This window comes from Arthrobacter sp. BG5 (assembly GCF_056680155.1).
The window spans coordinates 2102493-2118988 of record NZ_CM155268.1 but is presented as its reverse complement, the minus strand read 5'-3'; the positions used below and the strand labels follow the sequence as shown (position 1 = coordinate 2118988).

Below are 16496 nucleotides of genomic sequence, written 5' to 3'. Positions count from 1 at the left end.
CGGTCCGAAGACCGGGGCTCTTTCATTTGCGTGCGCGAGGGGGGATTTGAACCCCCACGCCCTTTCGGACACTGGCACCTGAAGCCAGCGCGTCTGCCGTTCCGCCACTCGCGCGCAAATCCTTTCACCCGGTTGAGGGCCCGGAATCCGGACCGTCTACCTCGTGAAAGCAGCGAGATCAAGCATAACGGACAACTGCGGGAAAACACCAATCGGCGTTCCGGAGGCGCCAAACCTCCGCGTCCGCACCCCCGGCAGGTGGCCCGTCCGCGGGGACGAGATGCCGCCGCGCCGCCGTCGCCGGCCGGACATCCGCGCATGTCAGAGCCCCTCCGCCGCAAATTCCCCGGCCCCGGCGGCGGGGCTCATTAAGGCCATTCCCAGCCTTGCCCAGTAGTATCTGATGTAGGAGTGCCCGACTACGGCGGGCTCCTGCGAATGTTGGAAACCGAGTTCCGGAACAAACGCTGCCCGGCAGCTGTCAGGAAAGGAGAAGGACCATGGGCTTGCTGGACAAAGTCGAGCGCGGCATCGAAAAGGCCGTCCGCGGAGTCTTCTCCACCGGTTCCCGCGCGCAGGTTGAGCCGGTCGAGATCGCCAGCCACCTCCGCCGGGAAGTGGACAACAAGGCGCTCACCATCGCCGCGGGACGCACCCTGGCCCCCAACGTTTTTGATGTCCTGCTCAGCGGCGACGATTTCCAGCGCGCGCAGGAATGGGGCACACCGCTCGCGGAAGAACTGTGCGACGTCGTCATCAACCACGTCCGCAGCCAGGGCTACACGCTCCAGGGCCCGGTGCGGATCAGTTTCCGCCGGGACGAAGAGCGCCGTGCCGGCGACTTCGAGATCACGTCGCGGACCGAAAAAGCCGGCGGCTCCCCCGCCCAGCCAGGCAGCCAGGCTTCCATGCCCGCCGCCCCCACCCGCCAGCCCGGCCGCTTCCAGCCGGTCCTGGACATTGACGGCCAGCGTTATTCGTTGAACGCGTCCTCGGTGGTGCTGGGCCGCTCCTCCGAAGCGGACATCCTGATCGACGACACCGGGGTTTCACGCCGTCACTTGGAAATCCGCACCGGCGACGGCGCGGCACAGGCAATCGACCTCGGCTCCACAAACGGCAGCTACGTGAACGGCCACAAAGTGGTGGGCAGTTCGGAACTCGCCGACGGCGCCACGATCACGATGGGACGGACCAAAATCATCTTCCGCCTGATGCCCGCCAACCCGGGCGGCCGCCCGTGAGTGAACTGACCATCACCGCACTGCGCTTCGGTTTCCTGATCCTCCTCTGGGTCCTCATCTTCAGCATCGTCTCGGCCATGCGCCGGGACCTGATGATCGGCCGCAAAGCCGCCGCCGGCGCCCCCACGGCACGTCAGGTGCGCCGGAACCCTGCGCTGGCCGAGCCCGCTCCCGCCCCGGTGAAGCAGCAGGCCCGCCAACTCGTCGTCACCGAGGGCCCACTCAAGGGCACCACCCTTCCGCTGGCCGCGAGCCCCATCCTCCTCGGCCGGGCCCAGGAAGCCACCCTGGTCCTGGAAGACGACTACGCCTCCGGCCGGCACGCCCGGCTGTTTCCGCAGGGCAGCCGCTGGTTCATCGAGGACCTCGGTTCCACCAACGGCACGTATCTGGCAGATCAACAGCTCACCCGGGCACTTCCGGTGGAGCTGGGTGTCCCCGTGAGAATCGGCAAGACGGTCATTGAATTGAGGCCGTAGCCATGGCTGCCCCCGAATCCCCCGCAGACAAGGCAGCAACGGCCCCGAAGCGGCCGCTCATCATGCGCTACGCCGCGCGCTCCGACGTCGGGCGCGTGCGCGCGAAAAATGACGACTCCGCCTACGTGGGCCGCCACCTCGCCGTCGTCGCGGACGGCATGGGCGGCCACGCCGGCGGTGACGTGGCGTCCGCCGCCACCGTGCTGGACATGATCCACCTGGACCGCGATGATTACGCCGGCGACGCGGACACCGTCCTGGCCGACGAGATCCAGACCGCCAACTCGCTGCTCTCCGAGCTGGTCCACATGAACCCGAAACTGGCCGGGATGGGAACCACCGTCACGGCCCTGCTACTGGCCGAGGGCAAGCTGCATTTTGCCCACATCGGTGACTCCCGTGCCTACCGGCTGCGCCGCGGCACGTTCGAACAGGTCAGCGTGGACCACACCTTCGTCCAGCGGCTCATCGACGAGGGCCGGCTGCGCCCCGAAGAAGCCGAAACCCATCCGCACAAGAACGTGCTGATGCGTGTCCTCGGCGACGTCGACGCCAGCCCCGAACTGGACCTGGACATCCTCGACGTCGAGCCCGGCGAACGCTGGCTGCTGTGCTCGGACGGGCTGAACTACGTGGCCGGCCACGTCGTGGAGCGCACCGTCCGGGAGACCAAGGACCTGCGCGAATGCACCGAACGGCTCGTTGACCTCACCCTGGAGGCCGGTTCGCCGGACAACGTGACGGTCGTGATGCTGGACATCGCCGAACAGACGCCCGACGACGTGAACACCGCCGCCGTCACGCTCGTCCCGGCCCCGGCTCCCGTCACCGCGACGGCGACGCCCCGGGCCACGCCGGCCGCACCGCCCTCCGGCAGCACCTACGCCGGTGCCACAACCGATGGTGGGCCGTCGGACGCGGCACCTTCCGACGGCGCCCGGGACGGCGCGTCCGGCAAGGGCCCGGAGGGCGCCGGCGCCGCGGCGGAACCCCCGCCGTCGACCGACCCGCACCTGGGCGAGCATCTGTCCGCCGAAGTCCTGCGCGAGGAACTCTCCACGCGCCCCCACGAGCTCGTCGGAGCCGCGGCGGCCGCCGCGGCATCCGGTTCCATCCCGTCCATCGCCGGGCGGACCGTGGCCCGCCGGGCCGCAACGGTCCTGACGCACAAGGCCGAGCAGGACAAGGACGAGACGGAAGACTACAAGCCGCCGGTCAGGCACCGGCGCTGGCTGACGATCTCCATCGCCGCGGCGATCGTGGCCGTGCTGGGCATCGGCCTCTGGCTCGGCTACGCGTGGACCCAGACCCGGTATTACATCGGTGAGCACGATCAGCGGGTCGCGATTTTCAACGGGGTCTCCCAGCGCCTGGGCCCCATTCCGCTTTCCACCCTCGAAACGGTGACCGATATCCGGATGTCTGACCTGCCAGAGTTCTCGCAGCAGCGTGTACGCCAGACCGTTCCCGCGCGGGACCTGTACGACGCGCAACGGATCGTCAAAAACCTGGAGCGCACCGGCACGACGGCCCCGGCTGATGAGTGCCTCACTCCCTCGCCCACCCCCAGTGCCTCGGCGACCGCACGGGCCACTGCTGCGCCCTCCGGCTCGGCAGCTTCCAAGTCGCCCACACCTACCCCGACGCCGTCTCCGAGCTACTGTGAGGTGGCGAAGTGACGCCGATCGATCCCACACCCAGGCCGCGCCGCAACGCCGAGCTGGTGCTCTTGGTCCTCGCCCTCACGGTGGGGATCGGTGCGAACGCCCTGGTCGGCGTCGACCGGCAGAAGGCCTTCGACACGGACTTCTGGTTCCAGTCCGGCCTGCTCACGGCCGCGGCGCTGGCATTCCACCTTGTGCTCCGCATCCGCGCTAAATATGCCGATCCGGTAATACTTCCGCTGGTGGTTGCCCTCAACGGCCTGGGCCTGGCCATGATCCACCGGCTGGACCGCGTCAACGAAGACACCGGCAACAACCAGTTGCGCTGGACCCTTGTGGCGATGGCCGTGGCCATCGCTGTGATCTGGTTCCTGAAAGACCACCGGATCCTGCGCCGCTTCACCTATATTTCGCTCGCCGTCAGTGCCGTGTTGCTGATCCTCCCGCTGGTTCCGGGTATCTCCGCTGGCGAAGTCCTGGGCGCCAGCGTCTGGATCAAACTCGGCTCCATGACCTTCCAGCCCGGCGAGATCGCAAAGATCACCCTCGCCATCTTCTTCGCCGGCTACCTTTCCTCCAACCGGGACCTCATCCTGCTCGCCGGGCGCAAAATCGGCCCGGTGCAGTTCCCCCGGTTCAAGGACATGGGCCCCATGATCACGGCCTGGCTGGTCAGCATCGGCGTGCTGATCTTCCAACGCGACCTCGGCACCTCCATCCTGTTTTTCGGCCTGTTCCTGGTGATGATCTACGTGGCCACCAGCCGGATCAGCTGGGTGATCATTGGCGTGGTGCTGATGGTGGGCGGCGGCTTTGTCGCGTCCAAAGTTTTCTCGCATGTGGCACTGCGGATCGATGGCTGGCTCAACGCCTTCACTCCCGAGGTCTACGACCGCGAGTTCGGCGGCAGCCGGCAAATTGTCGAGGGGCTCTTCGGCATGGCCAACGGCGGCCTCGTGGGTACCGGCCTGGGCCAGGGGCGCCCCAACCTCGTCCCCTTCGCCAACAGCGACATGATCGTCGCCTCCTTTGGCGAGGAACTCGGGCTGATCGGCGTTTTCGCGATTGTGCTGATGTACCTTTTGCTGTTCACCCGCGGCTTCCGGGCCGCGCTCGGAACGCGGGACGCGTTCGGCAAGCTGCTCGCCACCGGGCTGTCCTTTGCCATCGCGCTGCAGTGCTTCGTGGTGATCGGCGGCGTGACCCGCCTGATTCCGCTGACCGGACTGACGACGCCCTTCCTCGCGGCCGGCGGCTCGTCGCTGCTGGCGAACTGGATCATCGTGGGCCTGCTGCTGATGATCTCCCACACCGCCCGCGGACCGGTGGACACGACGCCGCTGCCTCCGGGGCAGGACCCTGACGCAGCGAAAGACACCCCGGCCATGCCGCCGAAGCCGGCCACGGCGCCCGCCCGCGGCACCGGCACGACCAGTCCAGAAGCTCCCACCGAGGCGGTGAATCACCTGTGAACCAGGCCATTCGCAACTCCTGGATCGCCGCGATCGCCATGTTCGCGCTGATCTTCGGCGCGCTCAGCTACGTCCAAGTGGTCGGCGCCGACGAACTCAAGGCGAACGCCTGGAACAAGCGCACCTTGCTGCAGAACTACTGCAACGACCGCGGCGCCATCATCGTCGGGGGCAAGCCCGTGGCGCAGTCCGTCGCCGGCACCGACAGCTGCCAGTTCCAGCGCACCTACACCCAGCCGGAACTGTACGCCGGCATCACCGGATACTTCTCCAAAAACTACGGCCTGACCGGCATGGAACTGGCGATGAACGAACAGCTCGCCGGCAGCTCGGACCAGCTGTTCCTGGACCGGGTGGGCCAGTTGTTCCTCGGCAACCAGCCCAAGGGCGCCTCGGTTGAGCTCACCCTCGACCCGAAAATCCAAAAGCTCGCCTACGACCTGATTCCGGAAGGCCAGCGCGGATCGATCGTGGTGACCAACCCCAGAACCGGCGCGGTCCTGGCGATGGTCTCCAAGCCCTCGTACGACCCCAACCTGATCGCCACCCAGGATGCCGACGCCGAAGCCGCCAACATCACCGCACTGAACAAGATCCCCGGCATCAACCTGAACCAGTCCGTGAGCGGCCCCACCGGCGCGCTGCTGGCACCGGGTTCCGTCTTCAAGATCATCGACACGGCGGCGGCCCTCGGTTCCGGGAAGTACAACAAGGACAGCGTGCTGCCGAACCCGGCCGAGATGCCGTTCCCGGGCATCCAGTACAAGCTGCCGAACTACGCCGGCGGCAATTGCTACACCCGGAACACCGCCTCGTTCGCCTTCGCCCTGCAGCAGTCCTGCAACACTCCGTTTGCCAGCATCGCCCTGGACCTGGGGCAGAAGGCAATCGAAGAGGAAGCCGCCAAGTTCGGCTTCGGGCAGGACTTCGGCGACCAGCTCAAGCTCGATTATGCAAAGAGCAAATTCCCGACCGAACCGCTGGACGATGCCGGCCTGGCACAGTCGGCCATCGGCCAGCGCGATGTCCGTGCCACGCCACTGCAGATCAATCTGATGACCGCCGCGATTGCCAACGGCGGCGTCCAGATGAAGCCCAACCTGGTCAAGGCCGTGCGGTCCCCGGATCTGCGGATCATCAACGAACCGAAGCCTGAGACGCTCCGGACCTCCACGAGCCCGGAGACTGCCCGCCAGATCTCCGAATGGATGACCAGCGTGGTCAGCGACGGCATCGCCCGCGGTGCCGCGGTTCCCGGCGTCGAGGTGGCCGGCAAGACCGGCACGGCCGAGCTTGGCAACGGCCTGAACAATTCTTGGTTTACCGGGTTCGCCCCGGCCAACGACCCGCAAGTGGCCGTCACCATCGTCATGCAAGGTGTGGACATCACCACCGGCGCAACTCTAACCAGTCCGAACGCGAAGAAGATTTTTGAGGCGGTGTTGAATAAGTGAGGCCTACATCGGGAATCACCCTCGGCGGCAGATTCCAGCTGACCACACGCATTGCGATCGGCGGCATGGGGGAAGTGTGGAAGGCCAAGGACCTGATCCTTGGCCGGATCGTGGCCATCAAGGTCCTCAAGGAGGAATACACCGGCGATCCGGGCTTCCTCCAGCGTTTTCGGGCCGAGGCGCGGCATACCGCCCTGTTGAACCACGTAGGCATCGCCAACGTCTTTGACTACGGCGAGGAGGAGGGCTCCGCCTACCTCGTTATGGAACTCGTTCCCGGCCAGCCGCTCAGCAGCATCATCGAGCACGAGCAGGTGCTCTCGCCGGACCGCACGTTGTCGATGATTTCGCAGACCGCACGGGCGCTGTCCGTCGCGCACGCCCAGGGCCTGGTGCACCGCGACATCAAGCCGGGCAACCTGCTCATCACGCCGGACGGCCGGGTCAAGGTCACCGACTTCGGCATCGCACGGCTGGCGGACCAGGTGCCGCTGACGCAGACCGGGCAGGTGATGGGCACCGCCCAGTACCTCGCTCCGGAGCAGGCCACCGGCCAGACCGCGACCGGCGCGTCTGACATCTATTCGCTCGGCGTCATCGGCTACGAGTGCCTCACCGGGCACCGCCCGTTCTCCGGCGAATCCCAGATTGCTATTGCGCTGGCCCAGGTCAATGACGCCCCGCCGCCGCTGCCGGAAACGCTGCCCAAGCCGGTGCGTGCCCTGCTGATGTCCATGCTGGCCAAGGATCCGAAGAACCGCCCGGCCGACGCGATCAAGCTGGCCGAGGCTGCCGACGCCATCCGCAACGGCGACATCGCGGCCGCCCACGCGGCTGTCCCGGGCATGCTGCTCTTTGAGGCCGCCACCGGCCCCATTACCGCCCCGGTGGACGTTCCCACCGCCGCAACCGGGGTGATCGGCGCCAGCGCTGCGGACGACAAGTCGACGTCGGCGTTGCCGGTCATTGGCGCCGCGGGTGCCGGTGCCGCGGCCGGCATGGCTGCGGGGGCAGCCGCGGCCAGCGGCCACGGCGCCCGCAATACCCTGTCCCGCGCGGATGCGCTGGCTGCGCAGCGGACCTGGGTCCCGGAAGAAGAGGACTACGACGGCTACGAACCCGAGGAAGAGCCGAAACGCCGCGGCCGCAGCCCCTGGACCTGGCCGCTGATCGCCCTGATCCTGCTGGTGTTGTTTGCCTTGGTGGGGGTAGTCCTCTCGCAGGCCGGAATCCTGTTCCCCTCGTCCCCGGCGGCCACCAGTTCCAGCGCCAAAGCGAGCACGACGAGCGCTGCACCGACGTCCAAGAGCCCCAGCCCCACGAGCAGTTCGGCCACACCCACCCAGTCGACGCCTCCCGCCATCAATCTGGTGCCGGATGCCTACAAGGGGCGACCCTACGACGATGTCCGCGCTGAACTGATTGGCATGAATCTCCAGGTCAAGGGGAATCCCGTCAACGACCCCGCCGCACCTAACACCGTCCTCGACATCGATCCTTCCGGCCCCGTGCAGCCCGGTGACACCATCACGGTCAGCTACTCCAAGGGCCCGGAAATGGTTTCCGTCCCGCCGCTGGAGCAGGGGGCCAGCGAAGCCCAGGTCCAGCAGGCCATCCAGGCCGCCGGCCTGCGCTGGCAGAAGGGTGCCCCGGTTGAGGGTGACGGAACCCAGCAGGAGGGCACCTTCGTGAGTTCCGAGCCGGGATCGGGGGAGAAAGTCACCAGCGGTTCCGTGGTGATCTACCACCTGGCCACCGCGCCCGCCCCGAGCACTCCGGAGACCCCGGCTTCGCCCTCGCCGAGCGTCAGCACCACCAAGTAGGCATCCTTGTCCACTTCACCCCGCACTCCCTCGCACCGCGAGGACAGCAGCCCGGTTCCGGCGCAGCGCGTCCTCAGCGGGCGCTACGAGCTGGGTGAGCTGATCGGCCGCGGCGGCATGGCTGATGTGTTCCGCGGTATTGACACCCGGTTGGGGCGGACCGTGGCGATTAAGCTGCTCCGACCGGACCTGGCCCGGGATCCGCAGTTCCAGGCCCGGTTCAAGCGCGAGGCCCAGGCCGTGGCGGCACTGAACCACCCCTCGATCGTTGCGGTCTTCGACACCGGGGACCATGCCGTCCCCGGCGACCACGACGACACCGTGCGGGTGCCCTACATCGTGATGGAATTCGTCTCCGGCAAGACCATCCGCGACCTGATCCGGGCCAAGGAAGTCACGATCGACCAGGCCATCGACTTCTCGCTCGGGGTGCTGGCCGCGCTCGACTACAGCCACAAGGCCGGGATCGTGCACCGCGACATCAAGCCCGCGAACGTGATGTTCTGCCCGGGTTCCAACAGCGTGAAGGTGATGGACTTCGGGATTGCCCGGGCCATGGCCGACTCCTCGGCCACCATGACGCAGACGCAGGCCGTGGTGGGAACCGCGCAGTACCTCTCCCCGGAGCAGGCCCGCGGCGAAACCGTCGACGCGCGGAGCGACCTGTACTCGGCGGGCTGCCTTTTGTACGAAATGCTGACCGGGCGCCCGCCGTTCGTCGGGGACAGCCCGGTGTCCGTCGCCTACCAGCACGTCCGGGAGATCCCGGAGCCGGCCAGCAGCCTCAACCCCGACGTTTCCGCGGCGCTGGACAGCGTGCTGGCCAAGGCCCTGCAAAAGAACCGGGCCGACAGGTTCCAGGACGCCGCGGCTTTCCGGCGCGCGCTCAGGGCTGCGCGCAGCGGCGTCCCCGTAGCGGCTCTGCCGCCCAGCGAGGCGCCGACGGACCCGAACAACACGGTCGCGGGATCGGAGCAGCTGCCGCCTACGGCCGCCTTCGCCCTGACCGGCGCGAAGTTCCTCGATGACGCCCCGCCCAGCCGTCTCGCGCCGCAACAGGCCGCCGCAGAGGACGAGACGCCCGCCGTGCAGCCCGCGTCCGGCACCGTTCCCGGGCGCCCGGACACCGACAGCCTGCCGCTGAGCCTGCCGGCGGAACGCGAACCCACCGCCCAACAGAAATCCCGGCGGCGGATGTGGACGGCAACGCTGCTCATCTTCACCCTGCTGGTGCTGGCGGGCGGCGGCCTGTGGCTCTACAACATGGTCAACCAGCGGCCCGCCCCGGTGGCCAAGGTGGATGTTCCCGTCGTGGCGTCGATGACCGAATCCGAGGCGCTGCAAAGGCTCTACAACGCCGGGCTGAAGCCTCAGTTGAAACGCATCCAGCACGAGAGCATCCCCAAGGGCATCGCGGTGGACACCGCGCCGCCCGCCGGGAGCCCCCTGGAGGTCAATTCGGAGATCACCCTGATCATCTCCGAGGGCCCCAGCGTGATCACCATCCCCTCGGACCTGGCCGGCCGGACCGAGGCGGACGCCAGGGACGAGCTGCGCCGGACCGGCCTGACCGGCGCGCCGAAGACCACCCTGAGCAACAGCCCCAACGTGCCGGCGGGAATTGTCATCACGACCAACCCGGCGCCGGCACAGGCCGTGGCGGTGGACAGCACGGTGGAAATCATTGTCTCCACCGGAAAGGTGGCTGTGCCGCAGCTCGTCGGCCTGCCGAGGGCGGACGCGCAGGCAGCGCTGAAGAAGGTGGGGCTACTGGCCATCTTCAAGGAAGTCGAAAACTCACAGGTCCAGCCCGGCAAGGTGACGGCCCAAAGCGATGCCGCAGACGCCGCCGTTGAGCAGGGCAAAGCGATCACCGTCACCGTGGCCAAGGCCCCGCCGCCCCCGCCGACGCAGACCCCCACGCCTTCACCGACGCCGTCGCCCACCGGGACCGACGTGACGGAAGGCGTCGGCAAGCTGCTGGACCCGGCGGGCTAACCGCCGGCTAACAGCCGGCCGGAGTCAGTGCTGGATGAGCGGGCTCAACGCCGCGGCCCGCTCCGCCGCCCCCGCCATGCCCAGGGACTCCAGCCAGTTGCCCAGCATCAGGTAGCCGCCCTCGGTCAGCACGGACTCGGGGTGGAACTGGACGCCGCACAGCGGTGCCGTACGGTGCTGCAAGCCCATCACGACGCCGGTCGCCGTCTCTGCGGTGATCTCCAGAACGTCCGGGATGCTTTCCCGGACGGCGGCGAGGGAGTGGTATCGGGTTGCGGTGAACGGCGAGGGAAGACCGGGAAAGACGCTGGTCCCGTGGTGTTCGACGAGCGAGGTTTTGCCGTGCATCAGCTCCGGGGCGTGCGTGACCCGTCCGCCGTAGGCTTCGGCCAACGCCTGGTGTCCGAGGCAGACGCCCAGCATCGGCTTGTTGTGGCTGCCGCACCACTTGATCAGCTCGATGCAGACCCCCGCATCCGCCGGGGCTCCCGGGCCGGGCGAGATGAGGACGCCGTCGCGCGCTTCAGCCATCTCGATAGCCTCGGCCAGCGTCACATCGTCGTTGCGGACCACGGTGGTCTCCGCACCGAGCTCCTGGAGGTAGCCGACCAGGGTGTAGACAAAGCTGTCGTAGTTGTCTACGACCAGGATCTTGGTTGTGCTCATGAGTGCCTTGCCATACCAATCGTCGAATCAGTGAACGGGCCAAATTGCGCCATCCAGGGAAAGAGGAACTGAACCATCAATACCAGCACGCCGACCAGCAATACCAGCGACGTGACAATCCTTAGCCACAACGGGCCGGGCAGCCGGCGGAAAATCCATCCGTACATATCCCTAACCCTCCCCGAGGGTGCGCGCCGCCTGGGCTGCGATCTCGGCCGGGGGGCCGGCCGAAGCCGGCTGCCAGCGCTCCAGCAGGGAGTACGCAACGATGCGTTCCTGTGAACCGAACCGCGGGTTGCAGCTGGTCATGGTGAGGTAGCTTTCCGTGGGGGTGGCCGCCGGCTGTGCCGGGACGGGCAGCAGGACCTCGGTCGCCGAGGGCAGGACGATTTCGCTGTTGCGGTAGCGGTACACGTAGTAGCCCTCGCGGGTTTGCACATAGATCCTGTCCCCGGGGACCAGGGTTTCAATGTTGTCCAGCACGGCGCCGTGGGTCTGCCGGTGACCGGCCACGGCAAAATTACCGGCCGCGCCGGGCATCGCGGTGCCGGGGTAGTGCCCCAGCCCGAGGGAATCCAGCACGGCGGGTGTGGTTCCCTGGACGACCGGACGGGTGTAGCCGGCGCCGAAGCGGGGGACATAGACGACGCCGATCGTCTCGCCGGCTTCCGGCTCGGCGGTGACGGCGGCCGGGCCGGGGCCGGGCTTCACGGGGCCGGCGGTCACGGCGGACGCCGGGGGGGTGGCCGGGCCGGCCAGGCTTCGCGCGAAGTCTCTCACGACGTCGCGTTGCCGGGCGTCTGCGTCGAGATTGGTCCACCAAAGCTGCCGGGCCACAAACAACAGCAGGATCACGCCGGCGGTCAGCAGCAGCTCGCCCAAAATCTGGAGGGTGCGGGACAGGCCGCCCCGCGGGACTGCGCCCCCGGGGGAAGGCGCGGCAAGGGGTTCCGCCTTCTCCTGCAGCACCGTGGGCTCTCCTTTGGGGCGTTCGCAACGGGCTCGGGTGTGGCCTGAACTACAGCTAGAATTGGCTGCGATTAGGATTTCATACTTGACCAAGAGCGCGTTGACCGCCGGCTGTTCCTTTCTTGCAGGATATCAAGCCGGGGTACCGCTCCTCATCCCAGCCGCCAAGGAGGACCCGTGCCCGAGTCGAAGCCGCGAAAGAGGACTGCCCGTGTTGCGGAGCAGACTGCTGCGACGCAGGCCTACAAGCCCAACCCCGTCTGGTTCAAGCCGGTGATGTTTGGCCTGATGATCATCGGCCTGCTGTGGATCATCACGTTCTACATCAGCGAAGGCACCCTCCCGGTGCGTGACTGGGCGTCGTGGAACATCGTCGCCGGGTTCGGCATCGCCATCGTGGGGTTTCTGATGACCACGCGTTGGCGTTCCTGATCCCCCGAATTTCTTCGCGGCAGGCCGGCACATTTGATGTGCCGGCCTGCCGCGTTAAGCCCCTGCCTCACCGGCCCGGCGGGCGATAATGCCGGGAGGCAACTCTCCAGCAAAGGACCCAGCAATGACACCGGACGCTTCTAGCGGCTGCATCATCGGCGACGACGGATTGGCCCGGCCGGTCTGGGCGGCCGCGGACCCGCTCCTGCGCGACTATTACGACACCGAGTGGGGCCTCCCGGTCCGGGATGAACAGGGCCTCTACGAACGAATCTCCCTGGAGGCCTTCCAGGCCGGCCTGTCCTGGGCGACGATCCTGCGCAAGCGGCCGGCTTTCCGGACCGCCTTCGCCGACTTCCACCCCGAGACCGTGGCCGCCTTCACCGACATCGACGTCGAGCGGCTGCTGCAGGACGCCGGCATTGTGCGCAACAGGCTCAAGATCCGGGCCGCCATCACCAACGCCCGCGCCACCTTCAATCTCAGGGACGACGGCGGGCTGGTGGACTTCGTCTGGGGCTTCCAGCCGGATACCACCCCGGAACCCTCCGCCCTGGCCGAGATCCCCACGAGCTCACCCGAGTCAATTGCCTTGTCCAAGGCGCTGCGCAAGCGCGGCTTCGTGTTCGTCGGGCCCACCACTATGTACGCCTTGATGGAAGCCATCGGGATGGTGGACACCCACTTGGTCGACAGCCACCGTCGGGGTACTTCGGGCGTCTGGCTTCGTTAGGGCAAGAAACGGTTTCCCGGGGGTGTTGGCTGAGCCCACAGCTTGTGCACAACAAACCACAAAGCTATCCACAGGCTGTGGAGAATCAGGGGCGCCGCCATCCGCTGCGGGCGGCCTGCGGCGTGCGCCCTAGCCCGGACAATCAGCAGTGCCACCTCCGGAACCCGGTGAGTTACAGGTCTGTAAGTTATTAACAGTGTGGATTGCTTGTGGAAAACTTCCGCTCTGGCCGACCCCCGTGGAACCAGCCAGGTGACGGCCCCCGAATCCACAGCGTTGCTCCCCGGATCCGCCAATCCGGCGGCCGCGGTCGCTCTATCCACTTAATAACAGTCAACTACCCACAACTTATCCACAGGTGGGGATAAACAAGGGCTCGAAGCGGCGTCGGAAGCTCCGCAGGCCCCGGAACACGGACTTTCCGGCCCAAAACTCAGAGCATCAAGTTATTAACAATGTGAACAACCCTGTGAATAACGGGCTATAAATCAGATAAGAATGTGGCCGCACGGCAGCCGCGCCCGGCCCGGCCCCTCCTGGCAGGTCCGCTCGGCGCGCCTGAAGGGGCGTATCACGCCCCGGCGCGCTGTTGACGAGGCTCGGTCCCGTCCGCCCCGCGAGGGCCGCAGGCAGCCAGCTGTGGACGGCGCCGCTGGGGCCGAAGTAGGGCCCTCATTCCTGGAGCGGAAGTTGTCCACTTAACCACAGGGGGTCCCCGGAAAGTTATCCACAGGTGTGGAGGGCGGGAAGGGGATTTTCCGGTATTTGCCAGCTGTGGCGGTCAGATCAGGCATTCGGGCCTGAACTACAGGCATGTAAGTTACCAACAGTGTGGATAACCCCTGTGGAAAAGCGGCCGGGAACGAGGTCGGGAACTGGTCGTCCGGTGCCGCGCACTGGCAGCGGGTGCGGCAGTTGCGGAGAACCGCGGCGGTGGCAGGCGGCGACGCGGCGGAAGCTAGGCCGGGGGTGCGGTGGCGGCGGCGTGCAGGGCGGTGGCCGCGACGAGCAGACACAGGACCGCGACCAGCCCGGCGGCCTGAAGCAGCCCTTGCCGGCGGCCCCGTGGCACGTAGGCGATCCCCGCGGCGCACAGCGCTCCGGTGACAAGGCCGCCCAGGTGGGCCTGCCAGGCGATCTGGGGGACCACGAAGCCGATGACGCCGTTGATGGCGATCAGGACCCAGAGCTGCCGGGTGTCCCCGCCGCGGTGGCGCTGGACCACCAGCATGGCGCCGAAGAGGCCAAAGATGGCACCCGAGGCACCGACGACGCCGGTGAGGGACTGGCCAGGGACGTAGGCCGGGGTCAGCAGCAGATAGCCGACGGAGCCGCCAATCGCGGAGAGAAGATAAAGCGCCAGGAAGCGGATGCGTCCCAGGAGGGGTTCCAGCGCCTGGCCGAACATCCACAGCATGTACATGTTGAGCACGATGTGCAGGATGAAGCCCTGGGAGTGGAGGAAGGCCGAGGTCAGCATCCGCCAAGGTTCGAAAGCACCGAACGCGGGGTTGGCGTAGGCCGTGGCAAATGCAAAGTCCTGGTAGATGCCGTCGTTGGGAACGATCCACTGCAGCACGTACACAAGGACACACGCCACGATGAGCCCGAAGGTGGCCAGTGGCCTCCCCAGCGCGGCGGCACCGCCGTAGACCGAACGTGCCGCCGGCGTCGTACGTTTGGTTTCGTTGACACAGTCAACGCATTGGAATCCGACGGCGGCCGCCCGCTGGCAGTCGGGGCACGCAGGGCGCCCGCACCGCTGGCACCGCACATAGGCGGGCCGGTCCGGGTGCCGGGGGCACACCGGGATCTGCGCGGACGGCTCTGCCGCCGGAATTCCGTAGCTCATGGAGTGGGTCTAGAGCTGTTCTACGTCGATGCTGTTGATGACGACGTCCTCAACCGGACGGTCACCCATGCCGGTGCGGACGCCTTCGATAGCGTCGACAACCTTCCTGGACTCATCATCTGCGACTTCGCCGAAGATGCTGTGCTTGCCCTGCAGCCAGCCGGTGGGGATGGTGGTGATGAAGAACTGCGATCCGTTGGTACCGCGGCCCATCTGGATGCCGGCGTTGGCCATGGCCAGCTTGTAGGGCTCGTTGAAGGTCAGTTCCGGGTGGATTTCGTCGTCGAACTTGTAGCCCGGTCCACCGGTGCCGCGGCCCAGCGGGTCGCCGGCCTGGATCATGAAGTCCTTGATGATGCGGTGGAAGATCGTGCCGTCGTAGAGCGGGGTGCCGGTCTTGTCCTCGCCGCTTTCCGGATGCGTCCAAGCCTGCTCGCCCGTGGCGAGGCCGACGAAGTTCTTGACGGTCTTGGGCGCGTGGTTGCCGAAGAGGTTGACGACGATGTCGCCGAGGCTCGTGTGGATGGTTGCTTTTGCGGTTGCTGTGGCAGTCATGGCCCCATTCTTCCACGGCAGGGCCCGCGGTAAAGGGCCGCGCAGTCAGTTCCGCGCTGGGTGAAATCCGCCGGAAATCCGCCCCAAGAATAGCCGGTGAGGTCCCGGCCACGTAGGCTAACAACAGAACCGTCACATTAATCGGGAGGTAGTTGTGAAGAAAACGGATCGTATTGCCCGTGACCTGGAGCAGTCTGTGGCCAGCGCGGTAGAGAACGCCAGAGACTGGGCCACCCCGCGGGTTGAAGCAGCAGTTGAGTGGGCCGTTCCGCGTGTGCAGCACAGCCTGGACACCGCTTCTCCCAAAATCCAGGAGGGCTTGAAGTCGGCGGCCCACAATCTGGCCGGCGGCGTTGCCACCGTGACCCCCCGGATCCAGGACAGCCTGGCCCAGCTGGCGCCGAAGATCCACGATGCCGTCGATGGTGCCACCCCGCGGTTGCATGACGCGCTGGACAAGGCGACGCCAGTGATCGCCAACGCCCGGGACAGGGTCGTCGTCCAGTATCTCCCGAAGCTTTCGGACCAGATCGGCCTGGCCTCCGACGCCGTGCACCGCACCCTCGAAGGTGCACCGGCGCATGTGGACGCCGTAGCGCAGCGCCTGGTTGACACCGGCGTTATCCGGAACTTCCAGGAGCAGGTGCAGTCCGCCAGCAAGCAGCTCAAGGATGCAGCTGCCGAAGCGAGCCGCGCTGTCACCGGCGAGGTAGCGAAGCCGCAGAAGCCCAAGCACCGCGGATTCCTTATCTTCGGTGTCATCGCCGCGGCCGTGGCCGCCGGCGTCGCCGCCTGGAAGGCGTCCAAGCCGATCGAGGACCCGTGGAAGACACCCGCCCCGGTCACGCCCTCGACCCCGGCCCCGGTACCGGCCACCACGGTCAGCGACGTCAAGGAAACCGTGAAGGAGAATGTCAGCGACGCCGCGGACACCGCTGCCGCCGCCACGGTGGACGCAGCCGACAAGGCAGCCGATGCCTCGGCAGACGCGGCCGACGCCGCCAAGTCTGACGACTCCAAGGTCGCCACCGATGCCAAGACCGCTGTCCGGAACATCGCCGCGAGCATGAACGGCGAGGATAAGGCCAAATAGCTCACAGCCGCCGGTGAACGAACCGGCGGCAGAGTGCCACAACAAAAGAAGGGACCCCGCCA

At 67.0% G+C, this 16496-nt stretch carries 15 protein-coding genes and 1 tRNA gene; 10 read left to right on the top strand and 6 right to left on the bottom strand.

Going from position 1 to position 16496, the window contains the following annotated elements:
* Positions 1–31: 31 nt before the first annotated feature.
* Positions 32–114 (bottom strand) — tRNA-Leu (locus tag AC1MBE_RS09780).
* Between the two features lie 386 nt (positions 115–500).
* Here AC1MBE_RS09780 and AC1MBE_RS09775 point away from each other — a divergent pair.
* The 7 genes from AC1MBE_RS09775 to pknB are packed head-to-tail and all read left to right on the top strand — an operon-like array spanning position 501 to position 10134.
* A complete protein-coding gene (locus AC1MBE_RS09775; protein WP_479777736.1) occupies positions 501–1244 on the top strand; it encodes an FhaA domain-containing protein in 744 nt (247 codons plus the stop codon).
* Positions 1241–1723 (top strand): FHA domain-containing protein FhaB/FipA, encoded by a 483-nt coding sequence (locus AC1MBE_RS09770; RefSeq protein ID WP_056736728.1) that lies wholly within the window; start codon positions 1241–1243, stop codon positions 1721–1723. Before AC1MBE_RS09775 ends, AC1MBE_RS09770 begins: the two co-directional genes overlap by 4 nt.
* 2 nt (positions 1724–1725) lie before the next feature.
* Positions 1726–3402, top strand: a complete 1677-nt coding sequence (locus AC1MBE_RS09765) for a PP2C family protein-serine/threonine phosphatase (RefSeq protein WP_479777733.1) — start codon at positions 1726–1728, stop codon at positions 3400–3402.
* Positions 3399–4859 (top strand): FtsW/RodA/SpoVE family cell cycle protein, encoded by a 1461-nt coding sequence (locus AC1MBE_RS09760; RefSeq protein WP_479777731.1) that lies wholly within the window; start codon positions 3399–3401, stop codon positions 4857–4859. Before AC1MBE_RS09765 ends, AC1MBE_RS09760 begins: the two co-directional genes overlap by 4 nt.
* On the top strand, positions 4856–6313 hold the full coding sequence (locus AC1MBE_RS09755) for a peptidoglycan D,D-transpeptidase FtsI family protein (protein ID WP_479777729.1): 1458 nt from the start codon (positions 4856–4858) through the stop codon (positions 6311–6313). Before AC1MBE_RS09760 ends, AC1MBE_RS09755 begins: the two co-directional genes overlap by 4 nt.
* Positions 6310–8136 carry a protein kinase domain-containing protein gene (locus tag AC1MBE_RS09750; RefSeq protein ID WP_479777728.1) on the top strand — a complete coding sequence of 609 codons (1827 nt, stop codon included), beginning with the start codon at positions 6310–6312 and terminating at the stop codon, positions 8134–8136. Before AC1MBE_RS09755 ends, AC1MBE_RS09750 begins: the two co-directional genes overlap by 4 nt.
* A gap of 6 nt (positions 8137–8142) precedes the next feature.
* Positions 8143–10134, top strand: coding sequence for a Stk1 family PASTA domain-containing Ser/Thr kinase (gene pknB / locus AC1MBE_RS09745; protein WP_479777726.1), 1992 nt, complete (start codon positions 8143–8145; stop codon positions 10132–10134).
* A 24-nt stretch (positions 10135–10158) separates the two neighbouring features.
* Here the strand turns inward: pknB and AC1MBE_RS09740 are convergent, their stop codons facing one another.
* Genes AC1MBE_RS09740 through AC1MBE_RS09730 form a run of 3 tightly spaced genes read right to left on the bottom strand, consistent with a single transcriptional unit; the run spans position 10159 to position 11766 of the window.
* Positions 10159–10800 carry an anthranilate synthase component II gene (locus AC1MBE_RS09740; RefSeq protein ID WP_479777724.1) on the bottom strand — a complete coding sequence of 214 codons (642 nt, stop codon included), beginning with the start codon at positions 10798–10800 and terminating at the stop codon, positions 10159–10161.
* On the bottom strand, positions 10797–10967 hold the full coding sequence (locus tag AC1MBE_RS09735; protein WP_479777722.1) for a hypothetical protein: 171 nt from the start codon (positions 10965–10967) through the stop codon (positions 10797–10799). The genes AC1MBE_RS09740 and AC1MBE_RS09735 overlap by 4 nt, the downstream gene beginning before the upstream one ends.
* A 4-nt stretch (positions 10968–10971) precedes the next feature.
* Positions 10972–11766, bottom strand: coding sequence for a class E sortase (locus tag AC1MBE_RS09730; RefSeq protein WP_479782559.1), 795 nt, complete (start codon positions 11764–11766; stop codon positions 10972–10974).
* A 180-nt stretch (positions 11767–11946) separates the two neighbouring features.
* Between AC1MBE_RS09730 and AC1MBE_RS09725 the strand changes: the two genes are divergently transcribed.
* Positions 11947–12201: a cell division protein CrgA gene (locus tag AC1MBE_RS09725; RefSeq protein WP_346958732.1), complete on the top strand. Its 255-nt coding sequence runs from the start codon at positions 11947–11949 to the stop codon at positions 12199–12201.
* Between the two features lie 124 nt (positions 12202–12325).
* Entirely contained in the window at positions 12326–12934 is a 609-nt protein-coding gene (locus AC1MBE_RS09720; RefSeq protein ID WP_479777720.1) for a DNA-3-methyladenine glycosylase I, read from the top strand.
* Between the two features lie 958 nt (positions 12935–13892).
* Here the strand turns inward: AC1MBE_RS09720 and AC1MBE_RS09715 are convergent.
* Positions 13893–14786 (bottom strand): rhomboid family intramembrane serine protease, encoded by an 894-nt coding sequence (locus AC1MBE_RS09715; RefSeq protein WP_479777718.1) that lies wholly within the window; start codon positions 14784–14786, stop codon positions 13893–13895.
* Positions 14787–14795: 9 nt separating this feature from the next.
* On the bottom strand, positions 14796–15341 hold the full coding sequence (locus AC1MBE_RS09710) for a peptidylprolyl isomerase (protein WP_479777716.1): 546 nt from the start codon (positions 15339–15341) through the stop codon (positions 14796–14798).
* A gap of 154 nt (positions 15342–15495) precedes the next feature.
* Between AC1MBE_RS09710 and AC1MBE_RS09705 the strand changes: the two genes are divergently transcribed.
* Entirely contained in the window at positions 15496–16434 is a 939-nt protein-coding gene (locus tag AC1MBE_RS09705; protein WP_479777714.1) for a hypothetical protein, read from the top strand.
* Positions 16435–16496 lie beyond the last annotated feature (62 nt).